The organism is Bacillus sp. 7705b, assembly GCF_002289525.1.
Lineage (GTDB): Bacteria > Bacillota > Bacilli > Bacillales > Bacillaceae > Bacillus > Bacillus halotolerans.
On record NZ_NSDH01000015.1, the window covers coordinates 121,088 to 140,866 of the forward strand.

Consider the following 19,779-nt stretch of genomic DNA (forward strand, 5'->3'; position numbering starts at 1 on the left):
AAACGCTTTCAATAAATAGTGCAACACGTATACTATACTTCCTCATCCCTATGCTTGTAAACAGCTTATTCACCGGCTATCCAGAGGTGAATAAGCTGTATTTTGTTTAAATTTTATTTTTCTAATAGCTCTTTTCCAGCAATCCCTGGCTTTGTCATCTCGTATGGATTTAAAATGATATCCAATTCTTCTTCTGTCAGCACATCATGCTGAAGGCAAAGATCACGGACGGATTGGCCTGTCATAATCGCTTCCCTGGCGATTCGGGCAGCCGCTTCATAACCAAGATGCGGATTCACAGCGGTAATAACGCCAGCGCTTTTTTCTACGTATTGTTTCAAGCGTTTTTCATTAGCTTCGATGCCTTTTAAGCAATAGTCAGTGAAGGAACGGAAACCATTGTTCATAATGCTGATTGATTGCAGCAGATTAAAGACGAGCACTGGCTCCATAACGTTTAACTCAAGCTGACCTGCTTCTGAAGCTAGGCAGATGGTATTATCGTTTCCAATCACCTGGAACGCAATTTGGTTAATGAGCTCCGCCATAACCGGATTGACTTTACCCGGCATGATGGAAGATCCCGGCTGGCGGGCAGGCAGAGAAATCTCCGCAAGTCCGGCGCGCGGTCCCGATGCCATTAAACGAAGGTCGTTTGCGATCTTCGACATGTTCATCATGCAGACTTTTAATGATGCAGAAACTTCTGTGTAAGCGTCTGTATTTTGCGTTGCATCAACAAGATGGTCAGCGCCGACAAGAGGCAGTCCGCTAATATCAGCAAGGTGTTTAACGACTTGTTTGATATATTCCGGATCGGCGTTCAGGCCAGTGCCGACTGCTGTAGCGCCCATGTTGACTTCATACAGGTGCTGCCGGGATTGTTTAATGCGTTTAATGTCACGCTCAAGAACACGGCTGTATGCTTCAAATTCCTGGCCGAGACGAATCGGAACAGCGTCTTGAAGGTGAGTCCGTCCCATTTTAATGACAGAATCAAATTCCTGTGCTTTTTGTTTAAACACACCATGCATGTCTTCCATCGTCTTAAGCAGTTTTTCCAGCAGATTCAGTGTGGAAATATGAATGGCTGTCGGAAATACATCGTTTGTTGACTGAGACATATTAACGTGTGTGTTAGGACTTAAGTGGATGTATTCTCCCTTTTTATGACCCATGATTTCGAGCGCGCGGTTTCCGATGACCTCGTTCGCATTCATGTTCATGGATGTACCAGCGCCGCCTTGAATCGGATCGACGATAAACTGGTCGTGCCACTTGCCTTCCAGAATCTCGTCAGCGGCTTGTACGATAGCTTGGCCAATTCCTTCATACAGCCGTTTTACATCCATGTTTGCAAGAGCGGCAGCTTTTTTTACAATCGCCAGCGCGTTAATCATTTCTTCATGGATTTTATATCCCGTAATCGGAAAGTTTTCTGAAGCACGCAGCGTTTGGATGCCGTAATAGACATCTGCTTCAATTTGTTTTTCTCCAAGGAAATCTTTTTCCACGCGGTATTCTTTTTGGCCGTTTAACATAATCTTTAACCTACTTTCTCTATAATGGTTATAGTTTTAGCTTTTTTACAGGACAACGTCATCGGCAATCGGTGTTTCCATAATTCTTTTTACGACCGGCAGATCTGAGGATTGGCCGAGTGCCCACATTAATTTAGGAACGATTGCTTCAGTGTTCATGTTTCTTGAGCGGATAATCAAGTCCTGATTGACTCTGCGGCCGACTTCGTAAATACTCATATCTTCGCCTTCTTCCAAGCATTGAGTCGTAATGACGACAACGATGCCGCTTTCAATCAGCTCATTTACTTTGGACAAAATGTCTCTGCCTTCAAACGGAACGCCTCCGCTGCCATAACTTTCGATGACAATTCCTTTGTACATGCTTTTCAGAGCGTCCAGCATTTCCGGCTTTAAGCCCGGATGCAGCTTAAGCAGACAAACATCTGTGCATAGTGAAGTGTCAACCGTGAAGGAGTCGTTCTCAGGTTCCGTTACTTGTTTGTTGTATTCAATCCCGTCTTCTGTAATAAAAGCGATATATGGATAATTGATGCTTTCAAACGCGTCATAGCTTTTCGTTCTTAACTTGATCGCACGTGTTCCTTGAATGACTCTGCCGTCAAACACAACATAAACCCCACCTACGCCTTCACAGGCAAAGCGAATGGCATCTGTAATATTTTTTTTGGCATCTGTCTTTTGAAAGGTAATCGGAATTTGCGAGCCTGTAATCACAATCGGCTTTTTAGCATGCTGCAGCATATAAGATAATGCGGCAGATGTATAGGCCATTGTATCTGTACCATGGGTAATAACAAACCCGTCATAGGCATCATAATTTTCCTTAACGGCTTCCGCTATCTCTACCCAGTATTCAGGCTGCATATTGGTGCTGTCTATATTCATAAGCGATTGGGTTTCCATCGTGTAATCGTTATCAAGTTTTGATACGTAACTTAACAACTCGTCAGCCTTCACCCCCGGGGCAAGCCCGTTTTCCCCTTCAACTGAAGCGATCGTTCCCCCAGTTGTCAACATCAATAATTTTTTCATACCATACACCTCTTCACTATATCTAAAGATGGGTTTGCGAGAAGGCATTCGCTTTTCGCATACTTTTAATGCAATTATAGACACGGAAAATAAAATACGCAAGACATTATTATTCAATTCGCGTACACTTCCGAATACCTATATGATATAATCAGCTCAAGTTGAAAAAGGAGCGGAAGTCCATGAATTTAGATCGTTTAACTGAATTGAGAAAAAAGAAAAATTGGTCGCTTCAATATACGGCTGACCTCCTGGGCATTGCAAAAAGCACATACGCGGGATACGAGTCCGGCTACCGCCGCCCTTCACTTGAGGCGCTGGCAATGCTGGCAGACCTTTTTGACACAACCTGCGATGACCTCTTAGGCCGCCCAAAGCAAAAGCAGACTGCTCCTCAGACCATTGAATTGACCACGTGGAGCAGCCTTGACATTGATATTGCTGTTGACGGCAAGCCGCTGTCTGAAGACGAAATTATACAGTTGATCACCTTTATCCGGACAAAGAGAAAAGTCCAGGAGGAACTGAGTTAATTTTCACTCACGACTTAACTTTCCCGTAGGTTCCTCCTCCTCCGGCTTTCAGTTCAAGCTTTCCTGATCTCGCTTTCACAATAAGAGCGGCGGTTTTCGGCGGAACAACCCGCGCCAGATCCTCCTCTGAAGTCTCATGGAGAACAGCCATTTCTGTGCCAAAGGCAGTCTTCAGCTTGTCAAGGGTTTTCGGTCCGACACCCGGAACAAATTGCAGCGGTATCTGATGGACATATCTAGGACGCGTTATGCCTTTTCCAGACTGATCACTCAGTTCGCGCAGTCTCTCGCTGACACCCTTTGTCAATCTGGCACTTCCGCATTCCGCGCACGCCGTTGCCCCGCTCACTGTACGCTCCCCGCATACTTCACAAGCCGTTTGATAATACTTCCCCAACAGCGGATCTAATCCGTAATTTGCAGTAATTTTCCTGTTGTCCTGCCCCTTTAATGCAAGAGCAAACTCAGAAAAATCAGCTGACTGCACATATATTTCATTATATTCTCTGCCAATCTTCCCTAAGGAATGCGCATCAGAATTTGTTAAAAATGAATATTTATTTAATTCGGAAACCCGTGAAGCCATAGGTGTGTCACAGCTTAAACCAAGCTCGACCGCATCTATCATAGAAGAATCAAAAACTTCAGTTAAACTTGACTTAACCCCTTTTCCGTACAAGCTTTTGTGGGGCGTGAAAATATGGGCGGGGATAAACAATCCGCCCATTTCCTTTACTTTTTTTTGAAGGTTCAAGCCTGTTTCGTATATCCGCTGCGAGCTTAAGTGAATATTTTTCATCCGCGCTGAAAGCCAGGCTGAAAATTGTTTCATATCAGCGAGTGTCGGCATAAAAGCGAGCACATGAATCGGCCCGCTGCAGGCTTCATCGTAAATCTCCAGCTCGCTTCCCAATAAAAGAGTTGTGCTGCGATAACGGATTCCGCCGCCCTCAAGCTCGTGATACCTGCCTGAAGCAATGCCTTCCTCAAGCTCTATTATGACTTCCGGGGAATGGCAGTCAATAATCCCGAGAAGTTCAATCCCTTTATATTCACTGGCCTCAACCAAAATCCGGTCCAGCGTCAGGGTTTTTGCACCTGTTATTTTGACAGCCCTTCCTGTATAGGTCCGGCCGATATGAATGTGTAAATCCGCGTAAATCTTTTTCATTTTTATGCTTGCAGCGCTTCTTTCAGCTGAAGATATTGAATCGCATAGGCTGTTTTTGCATCATATACCTCACGCGACTCAACCAGCTTCAGTGCGTCTTCAAGCGTCACCTCCATCACTTCAACAAACTCGTCCTCATCAAGCTCCCGTTTTTCTTCAAGCACAGACAGCTCTTCCGCAAGAAAAACGTGGACAATTTCATCGGCAAAACCGGGCGATGTATAGAATGCTGTGATTTTAGTCAGCTTTTTCGCTGTGTAGCCTGTTTCTTCTTCCAGCTCCCGAAGCGCCGTATACTCCGGCTCTTCTCCTTTTTCCAGCTTTCCGGCCGGTATTTCAACGATCGTCCGCTCCAGCGGCTTCCGGAATTGTTTCACCATTATGATTTTCCCTTCGTCTGTGACAGCCAGCACCGCTACCGCACCCGGGTGTTTTACAATTTCGCGTTTACTCGTTTTTCCGTTTGGGAGCTCGACGTCCTCTACATAAAGATCAATAACTTTACCCGAAAAAATCTGTTCTTTAGCAATTGTTTTTTCTTCTAAGTGTTTCATTTCTTCATCTCCCGTTCTGTCTCTATATCATGCCCCATACATTTTATCATACTAGAGAAAAGGGGGCTTCTTTATGAAAGTGTACCGTATGCAAAAGGGCGTCGTTTTAGTGGGAAAAGCGTGGGAGGTGCGGGCGAAGCTCAAGGAATACGGGCGCACATTCCGGTATGTGAAAGATTGGATTTCCGAGCCGTAAAAGTTGAAAACTCCGCTCCTTTATATTACGGTCATTACAAAGCCTAAAAAAGGAGTGTGCACATGAAAAAGCGCAAACTAGGTTCATCTGATATAGAAATAAGCGAAGTCGGACTTGGCTGTATGTCCCTTGGAACCGAAAAAAATAAAGCGCTGTCGATCCTTGATGAAGCCATTGAGCTTGGCATCAACTATCTGGACACAGCTGATTTGTATGACCGCGGCCGCAATGAAGAAATCGTCGGCGAAGCGATTCAAAACAGACGCCAGGATATTATTTTGGCCACAAAAGCCGGAAACCGCTGGAGTGACGAAAGTGAAGGCTGGTATTGGGACCCTTCAAAAGCTTACATAAAAGAAGCTGTGAAAAAGAGCTTGACACGTCTGAAAACGGATTATATCGACCTGTATCAGCTTCACGGCGGCACAATAGAAGATAACATTGATGAAACGATTGAAGCATTTGAAGAATTAAAACAAGAAGGTGTCATTCGTTATTATGGAATTTCTTCTATTCGCCCGAACGTCATTAAAGAATATGTGAAAAAGTCAAACATCGTCAGCATTATGATGCAATTCAGCCTGTTTGACAGACGGCCGGAGGAATGGCTCCCGCTTTTAGAGGAACATCAGATCAGTGTCGTTGCCAGGGGCCCGGTCGCTAAAGGGCTGTTGACTGAGAAACCACTTGAACAATCGGCTGACAGTATCAAACAAAACGGGTACTTATCCTATTCGTTCGAGACACTGACAAATGCCCGCAAAGCGATGGAGAATGTCGCGCCAGATCTGTCTATGACAGAAAAGTCGCTGCAGTATCTGTTAGCACAGCCTGCTGTCGCCTCAGTGATTACAGGCGCCAGTAAGATTGAGCAGTTACGGGAAAACGTTCATGCTGCAAACGCACGGCGTTTAAGTGAAGAGGAAATCAAAGCGCTCCAATCTCACACGAAACAAGACGTTTACGAAGCGCACCGTTCATAAAGAAAACCAGCACCTGACCGGGTGCTGGTTTATTTATATTGATGCCAATCGAGCTGGCTTTCATCGAGGAGCTGTTCAAAGCTTTTGTTTTTTTCGATCTCCTTTTTCTTTCTGATCTGTTCCGCTTTTTCTCTTTTCTGTCTCTCCTGATCCTCTTCCTTCAATTGGCTTTTCATCTGCATCAGCTTTTCTTTTATATCGGATTGAAGATCGTCTTTTAACTGGTGTTTGTCAGCGGATCTTTGTTTTTTCATGCTCGCTTCCCCCGTGTTTTGTTTTGAAGCCAGTTTATCATGGAGATTCAGGCTGAACAAGCAGACTCTCTTCTGAAAAACGCTGTCATATTTTTCTGCCGGCTCAGCAGCGTTTAGGTATAATGGTTTTAGAAGGTTATCCATAATAGAGTTGAAAGGTGCTGTGTCTTTTGAAAAGATTCCTTTTAGCCGTCGGCGCTGTCTTGGCAGCTGTAGCTGCTATCGGTATTTGTTTCACAAATATCATTATGTTCATAAAGAAAAAAACCGACGAAGAGATTATGAAAAGAGAAACAGATGACGGGCATGATGTATTTGAATCGTTTGAACGCATGGAGAAAACGACTTTTGTGATTCCATCGGCTTACGGATATGATATAAAAGGCTACTATGCTGCACCGCACGATACATCAAATACAATGATCATCTGCCACGGTGTGACTGTAAATGTATTGAATTCTCTCAAATATATGGATTTATTTCTTGATCTCGGCTGGAATGTACTGATTTACGATCATCGCCGGCACGGACAAAGCGGCGGAAAGACTACAAGCTATGGTTTTTATGAAAAGGATGATTTAAACGAGGTCGTCAAATGGGTCAAAGACAAAACCTGCAACCGCGGATTGGTCGGAATTCATGGTGAATCAATGGGAGCAGTGACTGCTCTGCTGTATGCAGGCGCACATCCTGACGATGGCGCTGATTTTTATATTGCCGATTGCCCGTTTGCAAGCTTCGAGGAACAGCTTGCGTATCGTCTGAAAGCGGAATACCGGCTGCCTTCCTGGCCGATTCTTCCCATTGCCGACTCCTTTTTGCGGTTCAGGGACGGCTACCGCGCACGCGATGTATCTCCGCTTGCCGTCATCGAAACGATCGAAAAGCCGGTCCTCTTTATTCACAGCAGGCACGATGATTATATTCCTGTTTCTGCAACCGAGCGGCTTTATAAAAAAAAGCCCGGTCCAAAGGAACTCTATATTGCTGAAGCTGGAGAACACGCCATGTCGTATACAAAAAATCGGGACACGTATCGAAAAACCGTGCAAGCCTTTTTAGACAAAATAACGTAAAAAGCGAAAGGCCCCTTTCGGCCTTTCGCTTTTCCATCATAAAACGTCGGTGATGCCATCCATATTTTCACTGATCCATTCAATCGCAAGGTCTATCGTAGTAAACTCCTGCGCTTCAAATGTCATTTCATCCTGCAAAAGCCAAACATCCTTCTCGACGGATTGCGCTCCTCCGATTGACCAATGCAGCAGGGTGTAGGGATGGTTTTTGTTCAGAAAGGATACCCACGTTTTATTCTGTACTGTATTCTTAATTGACTTCAGCTTTTGTTCCACGTTTCGTGTCTCCCTACTTTACTAATATGCTCATTCTTGGACTGAGCATTTGAGCCGGACTTTTCAGCGCCAGCGTTTTGGCTTTTTCATTGTAATCGATTGTCATTTGATCGTCAAAAAACACTTTTTGCGACGACTGGATATATAGCGGAATGCCGTTCGTTTCCAGCTGCTCACACTGTCCCGCTAATTCCTCTGTCACCCAGATGGTCGGTACACCGCTTACTGTGCAGCCGCATCCTTCAGCGTCATAACGGAGCTGTGCCTTTTTTCCCGGGTTGGCGTCAAGCGCCTGCTGCAGTGCCTGTTTTGCTGCATCTGTCACATGAATGTTCATAAGGTGAAACCCCCGTTTTTTTCATTTTCGCTATTGTAGCACACCACGCGTCCGTTCGCATTGTTTCTGCCTTTTTTCCACCGCTTCGCTTTTTCTTCTGCAGCCTTGATCCAATCGGTTTTTCCCTGTATGTACGGCTTGATATTGTCCGGGTACTGGGCCGCCAGCTGTTTTTTGAGCGCGGCGTATTCATTCGCTATTTCCGGATGAGCTGTGAGATAATCTCTGAACACCAAATGCCTTTCAATAGCAGGATGCCCTCCCTCATAAATATGGACATGATGGGTACGCTTATTTCCGCCCTTTTGAAAATAGCGTCTGCCAATCATGCCGTTTTCTCCTTTCGGCATATAGCCGAGCTCCGCCATTTTCGAATCATATTGGTTCACGGCCGCGATATCCTTTACTGCAATCAGGATATCAATGACCGGCTTTGCCGCCATATTTGGTATCGATGTGCTTCCGACATGATGCACGTCAATGATCTCCGGGCCGAGCACAAGCTTCAGACGATCTTTTTCCTCACTGAACAGCCTTACCCATTCTTCATTGTAGTGAACGACTTCAACCTTTCTTTTCGGATAGAGATGAAAGACTGACAGCAAAAGCCCCTCTGACGCTTTGACGGTTTTCGTCTTTACAAATCCTGCCTGCGTATACAGCGATACGGCAGGGTTGTTTTTCTCGGCTGTTACTACCTCGATTTTCTCAGCGTCTTCGTTCTGATCAATAACAAATTGCACGAGTGCTCGTCCGATGCCTTTTCTGAAACCGTCGGGATGCACAACAAGCCTGCAAATGGTCAGCTCATGCATAAACTTCTCGTATGAAATGACACCGAGCAGTTTCCCGTCTTCCCGGTATCCCGCAAATCGCTCCTGAGAGGCTCTGATATCCTCAGCTTTTTCGTGTAAAGCAGGGATTCCGTCAAAACCGATAAGCTCCGCTTCTTTTACATAAGCTGGCTTTTGAACGTCAATAATCTCACGCGATACATCCTCTTCCTTATGCTGAAGAAATGCAATCATTTGTTTTCTCCTGAAAACAGCCGCTGCTTCTCGACTTTGGCGACGCGGACCGCATACGATTCATACCATACGCTTTTTCCTTTTTCTTTCGCTGCCTGGTGTTCGGTGTGATGCTTCCAATGATTGATTGCGTTCATACTCTCCCAATAGGAAACTGTGATGCCAGTTCCATCCGCTTCGCGAACGCTTTCCACACCTAAAAATCCGGGCTGGCTCGCCGCAAGCGAAACCATCCGCTCTGCTGTTTCTCCATATGCTTCGTCATTTTCACTTTTGACAGAAGAAAAGATAACAGCATAATAAGGAGGCTCAGGTGTTTTTGACAAAAAATCCATAGCGGTTCCTCCTCATATGTTTTTCACAAAAAGAACCCTGTCCTGGCCCGTTCCATCGTAATTTGCAAATACTGAGATGCCATTCACTGTTTTGCTGCCTTTTTCAATTTCAAAACCCAGTCTTGTATGATACGCGATTGACACCTTATTTACCGGGGACGTGACGCACTTTACCCGGGTGCATCCCCTCTTCTTAACTGCTTCAATAAACACATCGTATAATTGTTTTCCAATTTGCATTTTTCTGAAATCCGGATGCACACCGGAAAAATGGATGTATGCCGTTACAGGATCTGATTGCGATTGAAATCCGATTAAAAATCCAGTCATGCTGTTATGTTCATGTGTGATAAAGCTGGTGTCCTGAAAATGTTCAAAAAATAATCGCGGGAGCTTTTCTTTCAGCTGCCTGCCGCCCCACCATTCATTCATTACAGACGTTACCATTTCATAATCTGAAGACGTGATTGTTCGAATATCCATTACGATTTGATCTCCCTCCGTCTGGCAAAACGAATGTCTCTTTTTTCTCACAATATAAAAATTATATTTTGCCTGACTGGAATTGTAAATGCCTTCTTTTCTGTATCATACGTTTCCAGACTGCTGACGGAACAATGTTTGCTATTTTCACATCTAGTTCTCCCCCTCCAGGAGGGGGAACATTTACAGAAAAATATCAAGCACCTGATCAAGTCTCAGCTTACAGAGCTTGCCGGCGTCCCCTTTTATCCACACTGTTTTTTCAAATTCTTCATAGCGGCAGATTTTCCCGCTGCAGGTGACAATTTCGCCATCTTGAAAGCAGCTGACAGTAATATCCTGAGCAAATTCCATTGCCATGCAAAACGTTTGGTTCATCTCCTCCAGCTTATCCGAATCAAGGATTGGCCTTTGCAGCTTCTGTTTATGGTGTTTTCTCTCAAGCAGGCTTTGTTTATGTTCAGGCAGAAACATTCGGCTTCCTTCCCACAGCAGATTGCCTCTTTTTAAATGCTCATTCATTTATAATGCCCTCCTATTTTAGCCGCTCGTTCAAACGCCTGGCCTGCCGCTGTCAGTGAGGCCGCCCTGATGATCGCCGTGTCGCCGAACCGGTTTTTAATCCCGTCCATCACATAGCCGAGGCTCATCTTCTTTGCATAATCCTGAAATAAATTAAGCTGCCATACTTCATCAGATGAGAGCTGAGAGAGATTGACCCCGAGGCGGCGGACAGGCTTCCCGTCCCAAAACTTGAGAAACAGTCTGCATACAGCCTGGTACACATCCTGCGTAGAATTGGTCGGTTCCGCCAGCTTCACTTGCCGGTTGAAGCCGGTCGGCAAATCAAAGTCAGCCCCCCTGCAGCTCACCGAAACCGTCTGCCCCATCATCCCGGCGTTTCGGCTTCGCCTGCATACCTCTTCACTCAGCTCCAGCAGAACGACCTTTATTTCTTTGTCAAAGTGTTCATAGTCTTTCGGGAGTGTCATTCCGTGGCCAATCGCTTTTTGTCCGTCCAGCGATGCCGTTGACACAGGAGAATAGTCGATTCCGTTCGCCGTCATCCACAGCACGTGTCCGTTAATGCCCCATTTCTTTTTTAAAAGCTCGAGCGGAAAAACCGCAAGCCCGCCGATCGTGCTGATGCCCATTCGATTTAAATGATGTTTCATCCGGCTCCCGACGCCAAACATACTCCCCACCGGAAGCGGCCACATCTCGGTTTTCATATTTTCTTTCGTTAACGTGAAAATACCGTTCTTATTCTTTTTGGCAAAATTGTCACACGCAATTTTGGCAAGCGCTTTATTAGGGCCGATTCCGACCCGGGCATAAATGCCGACCTCCCGCATGATTCTGTCCTGAATGCTTTTAGCAATCTCCTCGGGCGCCCCAAACAGCTTCTGGCTGCCTGTGATATCCATGAACTGCTCGTCAATGGAATAGGGTTCCACAAGATCTGTATATTCCTCTAAAATGGCGGTGATTTGCAGCGATACATCAATATACCGCTGCATACGAGGCCGGAGCACAACAGCTTCAGGGCACTTTTCCTGCGCTTCCCACAGGCGTGAGGCATTGGCTACCCCTTTTCGTTTCGCCAGCGGGCATGCAGCCAATACGACTCCGCCCCGCCTTTCCGGATCACCCGAAACAATCACCGGCTGATTTTTTAAATGTGGATTTTCCGCTTTCTCTACAGATGCATAAAACGATTGCATGTCAACGAGAAAAATCACTTTTTCTTTCATCATACACACCTCTAAAAAGAACTTATGTTCGCTTTCACTATTATATGCGAAAATATGTTCGATTTATACTGGTAAATGATTCTTGTCTGACAGAAAATATGATGCAAGGGTTTGAGAGAAGGAAAACATTTAGTAGAATGAAAGCGAACCATAAAGATAGGAGAGTCAAAATGGAGAAATTTGTCGAAAAAATGCTGGGACAGGCATTGCGCCAATACGGCCGAAATGTTGCCATTGATCCGTTAAGCCCGTATGAAAAACAAAGCCTGAAAGCTGCTTTAGAGGAAAGACAAAATGAAGATCCAGACGAGGACCTGCATGCGCATATAGAGGATATCATTTATGACTACGTCACAAACCAAGGGCTGTTTTCTTAGTGACATGCACCTTCATTGTTGGAGAAATTTCGTATATCTGTTTTCGTATGGCCAGAAGGGACGCGGCTGATATCGACGGGAAGCGCCCCTTCTCATATACGGGCGCTCAAGCCCGTCAGCATAAACTTTAATCTGATGCCCGGTCTCACTCAGCATTTCAGGAACCCCGCCGATATGATCTACAGCCTGATGGGTCAACGTCTTCGAACGGAAATCCGTTTGCTTCTCCCGCCTTCCTAATGTCTTTAAACTGACCGGGCATTTCCTGCTCAATGAGAATTGCACTTTCATGATATAAGCGCCGAACAAAAATCCGTGTACTTCACCCTCCACTTCAACGGCGTAAACGCCATCGTCAACGTGAAACATGAACCATTCAAAAAACAAAGGTCATCCTGCGCACACATAGTGTAATACAATCCCATATAAACCAGTAAGTAAAAAAATTTAATCCCCCGTTGGATAAGGAAATTTTTTCATGTATGATAGAAAAAGATCTTACTAACAGGAGAGAACAATAGATGAAGACATGGAAAGATATCCACCCAATCAGCTGGACAATTATTATCGGAACCATTTTTGGCAGGATGGCAACATCGATGAGCATTCCGTTTTTAGCGATTTATTTAACAGCTGTCCAAGGCGCATCAGCGTCCTACGCGGGGCTTGTCATTGCGGCGAGCTCATCAGTCGGTATCATTGCAAGCTTTTATGGCGGATATATCTCGGACAAATTCGGCAGAAAGAACATGATGCTTGTATCCATTTTCGGCTGGATGCTGGTGTTTGCAGGGTTTGCAGCCGCTTCTCACCTCTGGGTATTTTTTGTGGTAAATGCGTTAAACGGACTTTGTAAATCACTGTTTGAACCTGCTTCAAAAGCTTTGCTGTCAGATATGACAGAAGAAAAAACAAGATTGCTGGTTTTTAATTTACGGTATGCAGCCATTAATATCGGCGTTGTCTTCGGCCCTGTGCTCGGTCTGTACTTTGGTTCATCACAATCTACCGCTCCTTTTTTGGTGCCCGCGGTGATTTATGGGATGTACGGTGTCATCCTTGCCATCCAATTTAAAAAGCATCCACCCGCGACATTAGAACAATCCAGAAATCTGAACGTTCGGGAAGCGTTTATGGTAACGCAAAAGGATCGTCTTTTTACAGTTGCTCTTATCGGCATTACACTATGCAGCTTCGGCTATTCACAGTTCAGCTCTACATTCCCGCAATATATGGCGCAAAATCCTTTTATCGAAAATGGGACAAAATTGTACGGCTTGATGCTGACATTAAACGCAATTGTTGTTTTGGCAACACAGTTTCCCATCGTCCACCTTGGTAAACGGTTTTCGCCGCTTTGCTCCCTGATGCTCGGCAATATCATGATCAGCGCCAGCATGATGATTCTTACCATGTCACACGGGGTTTCTTCACTTGTTATCATTGTGATTGCATTTACAATTGGAGAAGTGCTCTTATTCTGTATGATGGATTTGTTTGTAGACCAGATTGCAAAACCCGGATTAAAAGGAACGTATTTCGGAGCGATCGGCTTTTCGCAGTTTGGGAATGTGATTGGCCCTTGGGCCGGCGGCTTATGTATAGATGCATTTGGTGCCGGGCATCCAAGTTCCATTTTTTCTGTCCTTAGCGGCATCACCCTGCTTGGCCTGCCGTTTTTAGTGTTTGCCTATCGGAGGATGAAAGCGGGAATCACTGAGCAGCAACCCGGACTGGGGAAGCCGCTTTAACACAAGAAGACGGGAGAGAATCGCTCTCTCCCGCAAAAACGAGGTGATGAAATATGAATATAGGTGATATCATGTTTCAGCTGATCGTATTTTTTATGTTTGCCGCTGTTATCTCGGCGGCTGTGATCGGCTCTACATATGCGAAAAACCGTAAAGCACAGCTGGACCGAATCGAAAAAAAGCTTAACAGCATGTCCGAAGACCAAAACGATTAACCGCTTGGGGCAACGAGCTCTACCTTAATCCGGTCAGGGTCCTCACAATAGACTGCATAATGCCCGTCTCCTCCGGCAAAAGGATGCCGGTCTCGGTACAGCACACGATAGCCTTTCGCCATCAATTTTTCAGTCATCAGGTCGACTTGAAGCTTGGATTCAGCATGAAACGCGAGATGATTCAGCCCGACACGGCACCTGTGATATTTCGGCTCTAGACATTCTTCTTTTGCCTGAACAATCACAAGGTAAAAGTGATCTTTCTTCCAGCTGATGCCGGAACTCCATTTTTGACACTCTTTATAGCCAATTTCTGCTAAAAACCATCCCCAAAACCGCTTAGACGCTTCCAAATCGGAGACATACAGTTCAATATGATGCACAATGGTCACACCCTTCTGACTAACACTTCTTCTACCTTATGCCGGTCTCCCTTTCGCAATATTAAATCTGACCTGAATTTAGTCGGCAAAATATTTTCATATAAATTAGGGCGGTTGACACTCTCCCAAATCGAGGTTGCCATCTCGTCAGCCTCCTGGTCAGACAGGTCTTTAAACTTATGAAAATACGAGTCCGGATTTTGAAAGGCTGTTTCCCGAAGAAGGCGGAAACGCTCTAAATACCAGGTAAGAATCCGGCTTTCGTCCGCATCGACGTAAATTGAAAAATCAAAGAAATCGGAAACAAAGATGCGGGGATTTTCCCGGTCATCCTCCAAGGTCGGCGATTGAAGAACATTAATCCCTTCGATGATCACGATATCAGCCTGTTCTACAACCTCGAACACACCTTCCTCGCGGTCATAGGTTAAATGAGAATATACAGGGGCCTTCACTCTTTCTTTTCCTGACTTTACGTCATTCAAAAATTCAAGGAGCGCTTTCACATCATAGCTTTCAGGAAATCCTTTTCTTGACAGCAAGTTTTTCTTCTTCAGCTCAGCTGTAGGAAATAAAAAACCGTCTGTCGTGATCAGGCTGACCTTGGGGCGATCCGGCAAACGCGAAAGCAGCTTCTGCAAAATCCGCGCTGTCGTGCTTTTCCCGACTGCGACACTGCCGGCAATGCCGATGATAAACGGAATTTTGGCTGAATGAGGGTGCTTCAAAAAAACATTCACATGCTTATTTCGTTCGGCAGCCGACTTGACATGCAAATGAAGCAGGCGAACAAGCGGAATATAGATCGTCTCCACTTCCTCTACGGATAGATGATCATTAAGCCCTTCAACAGCTTTTGCCTCTTCTTCAGAAACAGCAATCGACAAATGGCCCCCAAATCCTGACCAAGACTGCCGGCTGTGCTGTGTATATAAAGTATGTAAATTAAGCTCTTTATTTTTCACTGTTTACACCTGACTCTCTGTAGCTTTAAACAAACGCTTACAAAGATTGTAACGGAAAACATTCCTACTGTCTGCTTATTTTTTCAATTTACCTTTTTAACAAGTCAGCACCGATTCGGTTATATGCAGCCATTTCTTCTTTCGGAACCATACTGCCTCCCGTTCCCCAGACAACATGTACGGCATTTTTCATGCTGTGACGCAGATCATTTTCAGACATGTCGTGTTTCCCGGTATCCGATAAAAACAGCTGAACAGGCCCGAACATGCCGGCAAGCGCAGACGGCTCTAAATGCTTATTTTCAGATAAAGCCAGCAAATGAAGCAATGTATACAGCGTTTCGTCTTCAATTGTATAACAGCCGCTCAGCAAAGGTTCTATCAGATTGCCGACAAATCCTGACGGACGCCCTACGGCAAGCCCGTCAGCAGCCGTTATATTATCCAAGCCGATATCCTGCACAGAGATCTGGTCATGCAAGCCGGAATATAGACCTAAGAGCATAGACGGTGAATGGGTAGGCTCCCCGAAAAATACATGGACATGGTTTCCGTACAATAGCTTCAGTCCAAATGCCACACCGCCCGGCCCTCCGCCGACTCCGCAAGGCAAATACACAAACAGCGGTGTTTCAGGACCAGGCTCGATATCCATAAAGCTGAGCTGTGTTTTTAAACGACTGGCCGCTACCGCATATCCTAGGAACAGCTGGCGGGAATGTTCATCATCAATAAAATAACAGAATGGATCTTGTTCCGCCTGCCGCCGTCCTTCTTTAACCGCTTCACTGTAATCTGATTCGTACTCGATTACGGTGACACCCTTTTTGCGAAGTAAATCCTTCTTCCACTGTTTAGCGTCGGAGGACATATGCACCGTCACTAGAAAACCTAGTTTGGCGCCAATGATGCCGATGCTTAAACCAAGATTGCCTGTTGAGCCGACAGCAATGGAATAGCGTGAAAAAAATGAAGTGAACCGCTCTTCGTGCAAGATGCTGTAATCATCTGTTTCCTTAAGCATTCCTTCTTGAAGCGCAAGCTCCTCCGCATGTTTCAGCACTTCATAAATACCGCCGCGTGCTTTAATCGATCCCGAAATCGGAAGCTCATGATCGCACTTTAAAAGCCATCTCCCCGGAAACGTTTCGCCATACACTTCCTCCAGCTTCTTTTTCATATGGCGTATTTCAAAAAGCGGCGATTCAATCATCCCTTCGGCAGCTTTTGTTTCCGGAAACGCCTCGGCAATATAAGGAGCAAACCGCCGAAGTCTTTTGTCCGCCTCGGCTATCTCGCTTTCCCACTCAGCCGCTTGTAATACCATCCCCTCTTTCTTGCCGGGATTAGCCCAGAATACCGGTCGTGCATCAATCAATTTCTGAATAAATGGATCTTTTATCAGATTACGCAAAGTTTCTTGATTTATCGACATCAGCCATTTCTCCTTCCTTTAACAAATGTATATCTTTATAAAAAACTGCCTGCAAACACACCAAAAGGCGCCTCACACAGGCAGTTCCATGCTTATTTTTTCATGAACACCCGTCCAGCCAGCTTTTCCACAAGGGCTGGAAACAGCTGATATAGCTTTGTGCCGGCATTCATCAAACGAGGAAGGTTGATTTCACGTTTGTTCGTCATAATGGCAGACGCGATTTGTGCTGCCACATCATCTGGGTCAAGCATCCAGCGTTCGACATTTTTGGCATAGTCTCCGCCTTTATCAGCAATAGAAAAAAAGTCAGTCTGAATCGGCCCTGGATTGACTGTCGTCACATAGACGCCTGTGCCCGCCAGCTCCATACGCAAAGCGTTTGAATAGCCGAGCACAGCGTGTTTTGTCGCTGAATAAAGGCTGGATTTCGGTGTGGCAATTTTCCCTGCTTGAGAGGCAATATTGATGATATGGCCGCTTTTTTGCTCAAGCATATGCGGAAGAACAGCTTTTGTACAGGCAATCAGACCGAAAACATTGACATCAAACATTGATTTCATCTCATCAAGTGTAGAGTCTAAAACCGTTTCAAAAATACCGAAACCTGCATTATTGATCAGCACATCAACCGGACCGATCTGATCACGGACGAGGGTGATATCTTCAAGACGGGAGACATCCAGAGGGAAAATATCACATTGTCCGCTCCATTCCTCGGTCATTTTTCTTTTGATTTCCTTCAAACGATCCTCACGTCTTGCCGACAGCAAAACATGGGCTCCTTCAGCCGCACATAAATAAGCGATTCTTTCACCAAGCCCTCCTGAAGCACCTGTAATCCAAATACGCTTGCCAGCTATATTTTTCAACCTGTTCACCTCTCTATTGCTCTAAAGTATGCGGTATTTCCATCCCAATATGACGTGATGCCTGCTTCGGCTGCCAATATATCAAGATGCCCAACCGTTTCTGACATCGTTAAAAACAACTCTTTTTCATAAACGGCAGGAAAGAGCTGCTGACAGACCTGAAAAGCGGTAAGCGGTTTTTCCGACAGCATATGACGCACATCCTCGGTTCGGCTGCTCTGCTTGTCAAACCGCTTCTTGATCAGTGCTCGTACATTGCCAATCGTCTCGCCATGACCGGGAAACACTGTGTTCGGGGCAAGTTCAGACAGCCTCCGCAACGACCGCTGATAATCCAGTAAAGGCTCCGATCTTTTTTCTCCCGTTTTTGGCGCTTCAAGAATCGGGTTAGACGAGCTGTTCGCCAGCAGCAAATCACCGCCAAGCATTCTTCCGGTCTTTTCATGAAAGAGAACAATATGCGACTCTGCATGTCCGGGCATTTCCAGAACAGTCCAGTCACCCATCCCGTCAATTTTCATCCCTTCCGTAACCGTTTGGGTCAAGGATCTTGTACAGGAAAATGCGTACGCCGACCGGATGAGCCTTTCTGCTTTCACATCATCAAATGGAACGCCTAACTCAGGCAGCAGCTTTTGAAAAAAATGTTTTTGCCACTCCATAAATGCCTTGTCTCTGCTGATATATGGTTCGTTAAACGGATGTCCAATCACTTTAATATCATCAGAAAAAACATCAAGCAACCCCGCATGATCCGCGTGATGGTGAGTCAGCACGATCTGCTCAATATCTGACATTTCTATATGTATACTAGCAAGCTGCTCTTTTAGGACTTCAGCTGCTTCTTTAGTGTTCGGTCCGGCATCGATCAGTGTCAGCGCGTCACCTTTCACTAAGTAAACGATGACATCACCGACGGCAAACGGTGTCGGGACGCGAATCGGAATGATATCTGCAGTTGTCATTCTTTTGCTCCTTGTCTTCATTCATTACTCATATTTTAGCTTTTTCTCGGTCCTGTGTCATTATTGCCGTATGAGAATGTCCCTTTTTGAAAAAGCTATTGACATTAGCTTATCCCCCATTGCATAATGAACAACAACTAAAATGAGAACCATTGGAACGCTATGACGAGGAATAGTATACAGGCAATGGCCAGAGAGAGCGATATCCCCAGGCTGAAAGGTATCGCGGCCCGCTTGTTTGTAGAACCTGCCCTCAAGTCGCGGTTAGGAAAACCTAAACGTTTCCCGCGTTACGGGATTTGAGCTGAGCACAAGTTGTGCTAATGAGGGTGGTACCGCGAACCTTTTCGTCCTTTACGTGATGAAAAGGTTTTTTGTTGTTCTGATAGAAGGAGGATATCCATGAAAAAGATAGGATTTGTCGGCGCCGGGTCCATGGCTGAAGCAATGATCAACGGCTTTTTGCAAAGCGGCATTACAAAACCTGAAAATATTTATATCACAAACAGGTCAAACGAAGAGAGACTCAATGAATTAAAGGAAATGTACGGCGTGCGTCCATGCAGGGATAAGAGCGAGTTTTTCACACAAACAGATATCGTCGTTCTCGCTTTTAAGCCTAAGGATGCGGCAGAGAGCATTGACAGCATTCGTTCTTATATGAAGGATCAGCTTGTCATTTCTGTGCTTGCAGGCCTTACCATCGAAACCATTCAGCATTATTTCGGCAGAAAGCTTGCTGTCATACGGGTGATGCCGAATACTTCAGCTGCCATCAGAAAATCAGCAACCGGATTTTCCGTAAGCGCTGAAGCAAGCCAAGACGATATCACGGCGGCTACAGCATTGCTAGAAACAATCGGAGACGCCACATTGGTTGAGGAGCAGCACCTTGATGCCGTTACCGCGATAGCAGGCAGCGGTCCCGCTTACCTGTATCGCTATATCGAAGCGATGGAAAAAGCGGCGCAAAAGGTCGGTTTAGAGGAGGAAACGGCTAAAAAATTGATCCTGCAGACAATGGCCGGCGCTACAGACATGCTTCGTCAAAGCGGAAAACAGCCCGCACAGCTGCGCAGGGAGATTACGAGCCCAGGGGGAACAACAGAGGCAGGCCTTCGCGCTTTAACGGAAGCCCGCTTTGAAGAAGCGATCATTCATTGTATTGAAGAAACAGCCAAACGAAGCGCTGAAATCAAAGAGCAATTTGCCGGAGCCGCCTTAGAGAAGCATTTATAGAAAAAAACACAAGACAGAAGG

Annotated in this window: 25 protein-coding genes and 1 pseudogene; 8 read left to right on the plus strand and 18 right to left on the minus strand. The window is 45.5% G+C overall.

Annotated features, from left to right (window positions below):
• Positions 1 to 113: 113 nt before the first annotated feature.
• Positions 114 to 1,541 carry an aspartate ammonia-lyase gene (gene aspA / locus CJU60_RS05840; RefSeq protein WP_010334814.1) on the minus strand — a complete coding sequence of 476 codons (1,428 nt, stop codon included), beginning with the start codon at positions 1,539 to 1,541 and terminating at the stop codon, positions 114 to 116.
• Positions 1,542 to 1,586: 45 nt separating this feature from the next.
• A complete protein-coding gene (gene ansA, locus CJU60_RS05845; protein ID WP_024121938.1) occupies positions 1,587 to 2,576 on the minus strand; it encodes an asparaginase in 990 nt (329 codons plus the stop codon).
• Between the two features lie 182 nt (positions 2,577 to 2,758).
• Between ansA and CJU60_RS05850 the strand changes: the two genes are divergently transcribed.
• Positions 2,759 to 3,109, plus strand: a complete 351-nt coding sequence (locus CJU60_RS05850) for a helix-turn-helix domain-containing protein (protein ID WP_024121939.1) — start codon at positions 2,759 to 2,761, stop codon at positions 3,107 to 3,109.
• A gap of 7 nt (positions 3,110 to 3,116) precedes the next feature.
• On the opposite strand, the gene CJU60_RS05855 is transcribed toward CJU60_RS05850, so the two are convergent.
• Both CJU60_RS05855 and nudF read right to left on the minus strand, forming a co-directional pair.
• Complete coding sequence (locus tag CJU60_RS05855) at positions 3,117 to 4,280, minus strand: TIGR00375 family protein (protein ID WP_095713218.1); 1,164 nt, start codon at positions 4,278 to 4,280, stop codon at positions 3,117 to 3,119.
• A gap of 2 nt (positions 4,281 to 4,282) precedes the next feature.
• Complete coding sequence (gene nudF, locus CJU60_RS05860) at positions 4,283 to 4,834, minus strand: ADP-ribose pyrophosphatase (protein WP_044154761.1); 552 nt, start codon at positions 4,832 to 4,834, stop codon at positions 4,283 to 4,285.
• Positions 4,835 to 4,907: 73 nt separating this feature from the next.
• Between nudF and mciZ the strand changes: the two genes are divergently transcribed.
• Entirely contained in the window at positions 4,908 to 5,030 is a 123-nt protein-coding gene (gene mciZ, locus CJU60_RS05865) for a Z-ring formation inhibitor MciZ (RefSeq protein ID WP_010334819.1), read from the plus strand.
• 62 nt (positions 5,031 to 5,092) lie between these two features.
• Complete coding sequence (locus tag CJU60_RS05870; RefSeq protein WP_095713219.1) at positions 5,093 to 6,013, plus strand: aldo/keto reductase; 921 nt, start codon at positions 5,093 to 5,095, stop codon at positions 6,011 to 6,013.
• A gap of 29 nt (positions 6,014 to 6,042) precedes the next feature.
• On the opposite strand, the gene CJU60_RS05875 is transcribed toward CJU60_RS05870, so the two are convergent.
• On the minus strand, positions 6,043 to 6,267 hold the full coding sequence (locus tag CJU60_RS05875) for a YqkE family protein (RefSeq protein ID WP_095713304.1): 225 nt from the start codon (positions 6,265 to 6,267) through the stop codon (positions 6,043 to 6,045).
• Positions 6,268 to 6,437: 170 nt separating this feature from the next.
• Here CJU60_RS05875 and CJU60_RS05880 point away from each other — a divergent pair, with 170 nt between their 5' ends.
• Entirely contained in the window at positions 6,438 to 7,343 is a 906-nt protein-coding gene (locus CJU60_RS05880) for an alpha/beta hydrolase (protein WP_095713220.1), read from the plus strand.
• A 36-nt stretch (positions 7,344 to 7,379) separates the two neighbouring features.
• Here CJU60_RS05880 and CJU60_RS05885 read toward each other — a convergent pair whose 3' ends face one another.
• The 7 genes and pseudogenes from CJU60_RS05885 to CJU60_RS05915 form a co-directional block, all read right to left on the minus strand.
• Positions 7,380 to 7,619, minus strand: coding sequence for a DUF2552 family protein (locus CJU60_RS05885; protein WP_095713221.1), 240 nt, complete (start codon positions 7,617 to 7,619; stop codon positions 7,380 to 7,382).
• 13 nt (positions 7,620 to 7,632) lie between these two features.
• On the minus strand, positions 7,633 to 7,956 hold the full coding sequence (locus CJU60_RS05890; RefSeq protein WP_095713222.1) for an iron-sulfur cluster biosynthesis family protein: 324 nt from the start codon (positions 7,954 to 7,956) through the stop codon (positions 7,633 to 7,635).
• Positions 7,953 to 8,984, minus strand: a complete 1,032-nt coding sequence (locus CJU60_RS05895; RefSeq protein WP_095713223.1) for a bifunctional GNAT family N-acetyltransferase/GrpB family protein — start codon at positions 8,982 to 8,984, stop codon at positions 7,953 to 7,955. The genes CJU60_RS05890 and CJU60_RS05895 overlap by 4 nt, the downstream gene beginning before the upstream one ends.
• Positions 8,962 to 9,319, minus strand: a pseudogene (locus tag CJU60_RS05900) (antibiotic biosynthesis monooxygenase family protein). The gene CJU60_RS05895 and the pseudogene CJU60_RS05900 overlap by 23 nt, the downstream one beginning before the upstream one ends.
• A 12-nt stretch (positions 9,320 to 9,331) precedes the next feature.
• Positions 9,332 to 9,802, minus strand: a complete 471-nt coding sequence (locus CJU60_RS05905; protein ID WP_095713224.1) for a GNAT family N-acetyltransferase — start codon at positions 9,800 to 9,802, stop codon at positions 9,332 to 9,334.
• Between the two features lie 183 nt (positions 9,803 to 9,985).
• Entirely contained in the window at positions 9,986 to 10,324 is a 339-nt protein-coding gene (locus CJU60_RS05910; RefSeq protein WP_095713225.1) for a YolD-like family protein, read from the minus strand.
• Positions 10,321 to 11,559 carry a DNA polymerase IV gene (locus tag CJU60_RS05915; RefSeq protein WP_095713226.1) on the minus strand — a complete coding sequence of 413 codons (1,239 nt, stop codon included), beginning with the start codon at positions 11,557 to 11,559 and terminating at the stop codon, positions 10,321 to 10,323. Before CJU60_RS05915 ends, CJU60_RS05910 begins: the two co-directional genes overlap by 4 nt.
• 167 nt (positions 11,560 to 11,726) lie before the next feature.
• On the opposite strand from CJU60_RS05915, the gene CJU60_RS05920 reads away from it, so the two are divergent.
• Complete coding sequence (locus CJU60_RS05920) at positions 11,727 to 11,933, plus strand: YqzH family protein (RefSeq protein ID WP_010334838.1); 207 nt, start codon at positions 11,727 to 11,729, stop codon at positions 11,931 to 11,933.
• A 12-nt stretch (positions 11,934 to 11,945) separates the two neighbouring features.
• Here the strand turns inward: CJU60_RS05920 and CJU60_RS05925 are convergent, their stop codons facing one another.
• Positions 11,946 to 12,320, minus strand: coding sequence for an MBL fold metallo-hydrolase (locus tag CJU60_RS05925; RefSeq protein ID WP_095713227.1), 375 nt, complete (start codon positions 12,318 to 12,320; stop codon positions 11,946 to 11,948).
• Between the two features lie 134 nt (positions 12,321 to 12,454).
• Between CJU60_RS05925 and CJU60_RS05930 the strand changes: the two genes are divergently transcribed.
• On the plus strand, positions 12,455 to 13,684 hold the full coding sequence (locus tag CJU60_RS05930; protein ID WP_044154746.1) for an MDR family MFS transporter: 1,230 nt from the start codon (positions 12,455 to 12,457) through the stop codon (positions 13,682 to 13,684).
• Between the two features lie 53 nt (positions 13,685 to 13,737).
• On the plus strand, positions 13,738 to 13,899 hold the full coding sequence (locus CJU60_RS21520) for a hypothetical protein (RefSeq protein ID WP_024121954.1): 162 nt from the start codon (positions 13,738 to 13,740) through the stop codon (positions 13,897 to 13,899).
• On the opposite strand, the gene CJU60_RS05940 is transcribed toward CJU60_RS21520, so the two are convergent.
• From CJU60_RS05940 to CJU60_RS05960, 5 genes are all read right to left on the minus strand, one after another.
• Entirely contained in the window at positions 13,896 to 14,282 is a 387-nt protein-coding gene (locus CJU60_RS05940; protein ID WP_095713228.1) for a VOC family protein, read from the minus strand. The two genes, CJU60_RS21520 and CJU60_RS05940, sit on opposite strands and share 4 nt — an antisense overlap.
• A 5-nt stretch (positions 14,283 to 14,287) precedes the next feature.
• Positions 14,288 to 15,247 carry a type I pantothenate kinase gene (gene coaA, locus CJU60_RS05945; protein ID WP_024121956.1) on the minus strand — a complete coding sequence of 320 codons (960 nt, stop codon included), beginning with the start codon at positions 15,245 to 15,247 and terminating at the stop codon, positions 14,288 to 14,290.
• A gap of 88 nt (positions 15,248 to 15,335) precedes the next feature.
• The gene (gene dsdA / locus CJU60_RS05950; RefSeq protein WP_095713229.1) at positions 15,336 to 16,682 is read right to left on the minus strand and encodes a D-serine ammonia-lyase; all 1,347 of its coding nucleotides are present in this window, start codon (positions 16,680 to 16,682) and stop codon (positions 15,336 to 15,338) included.
• A 92-nt stretch (positions 16,683 to 16,774) separates the two neighbouring features.
• Positions 16,775 to 17,554: an SDR family NAD(P)-dependent oxidoreductase gene (locus CJU60_RS05955; RefSeq protein WP_059336663.1), complete on the minus strand. Its 780-nt coding sequence runs from the start codon at positions 17,552 to 17,554 to the stop codon at positions 16,775 to 16,777.
• Between the two features lie 5 nt (positions 17,555 to 17,559).
• Positions 17,560 to 18,519, minus strand: a complete 960-nt coding sequence (locus tag CJU60_RS05960; RefSeq protein ID WP_024121959.1) for an MBL fold metallo-hydrolase — start codon at positions 18,517 to 18,519, stop codon at positions 17,560 to 17,562.
• A gap of 402 nt (positions 18,520 to 18,921) precedes the next feature.
• On the opposite strand from CJU60_RS05960, the gene proC reads away from it, so the two are divergent.
• Entirely contained in the window at positions 18,922 to 19,758 is an 837-nt protein-coding gene (proC, locus tag CJU60_RS05965; protein ID WP_095713230.1) for a pyrroline-5-carboxylate reductase, read from the plus strand.
• Positions 19,759 to 19,779: the final 21 nt, after the last annotated feature.

Bases quoted from the DNA above. Each gene is read 5' to 3' on its own strand.
- aspA (WP_010334814.1), bottom strand. From the start codon at position 1,541: ATGTTAAACGGCCAAAAAGAATACCGCGTGGAAAAAGATTTCCTTGGA.
- ansA (WP_024121938.1), bottom strand. From the start codon at position 2,576: ATGAAAAAATTATTGATGTTGACAACTGGGGGAACGATCGCTTCAGTT.
- CJU60_RS05850 (WP_024121939.1), top strand. From the start codon at position 2,759: ATGAATTTAGATCGTTTAACTGAATTGAGAAAAAAGAAAAATTGGTCG.
- CJU60_RS05855 (WP_095713218.1), bottom strand. From the start codon at position 4,280: ATGAAAAAGATTTACGCGGATTTACACATTCATATCGGCCGGACCTAT.
- nudF (WP_044154761.1), bottom strand. From the start codon at position 4,834: ATGAAACACTTAGAAGAAAAAACAATTGCTAAAGAACAGATTTTTTCG.
- mciZ (WP_010334819.1), top strand. From the start codon at position 4,908: ATGAAAGTGTACCGTATGCAAAAGGGCGTCGTTTTAGTGGGAAAAGCG.
- CJU60_RS05870 (WP_095713219.1), top strand. From the start codon at position 5,093: ATGAAAAAGCGCAAACTAGGTTCATCTGATATAGAAATAAGCGAAGTC.
- CJU60_RS05875 (WP_095713304.1), bottom strand. From the start codon at position 6,267: ATGAAAAAACAAAGATCCGCTGACAAACACCAGTTAAAAGACGATCTT.
- CJU60_RS05890 (WP_095713222.1), bottom strand. From the start codon at position 7,956: ATGAACATTCATGTGACAGATGCAGCAAAACAGGCACTGCAGCAGGCG.
- CJU60_RS05895 (WP_095713223.1), bottom strand. From the start codon at position 8,984: ATGATTGCATTTCTTCAGCATAAGGAAGAGGATGTATCGCGTGAGATT.
- CJU60_RS05905 (WP_095713224.1), bottom strand. From the start codon at position 9,802: ATGGATATTCGAACAATCACGTCTTCAGATTATGAAATGGTAACGTCT.
- CJU60_RS05910 (WP_095713225.1), bottom strand. From the start codon at position 10,324: ATGAATGAGCATTTAAAAAGAGGCAATCTGCTGTGGGAAGGAAGCCGA.
- CJU60_RS05915 (WP_095713226.1), bottom strand. From the start codon at position 11,559: ATGATGAAAGAAAAAGTGATTTTTCTCGTTGACATGCAATCGTTTTAT.
- CJU60_RS05920 (WP_010334838.1), top strand. From the start codon at position 11,727: ATGGAGAAATTTGTCGAAAAAATGCTGGGACAGGCATTGCGCCAATAC.
- CJU60_RS05930 (WP_044154746.1), top strand. From the start codon at position 12,455: ATGAAGACATGGAAAGATATCCACCCAATCAGCTGGACAATTATTATC.
- CJU60_RS21520 (WP_024121954.1), top strand. From the start codon at position 13,738: ATGAATATAGGTGATATCATGTTTCAGCTGATCGTATTTTTTATGTTT.
- dsdA (WP_095713229.1), bottom strand. From the start codon at position 16,682: ATGTCGATAAATCAAGAAACTTTGCGTAATCTGATAAAAGATCCATTT.
- CJU60_RS05960 (WP_024121959.1), bottom strand. From the start codon at position 18,519: ATGACAACTGCAGATATCATTCCGATTCGCGTCCCGACACCGTTTGCC.
- proC (WP_095713230.1), top strand. From the start codon at position 18,922: ATGAAAAAGATAGGATTTGTCGGCGCCGGGTCCATGGCTGAAGCAATG.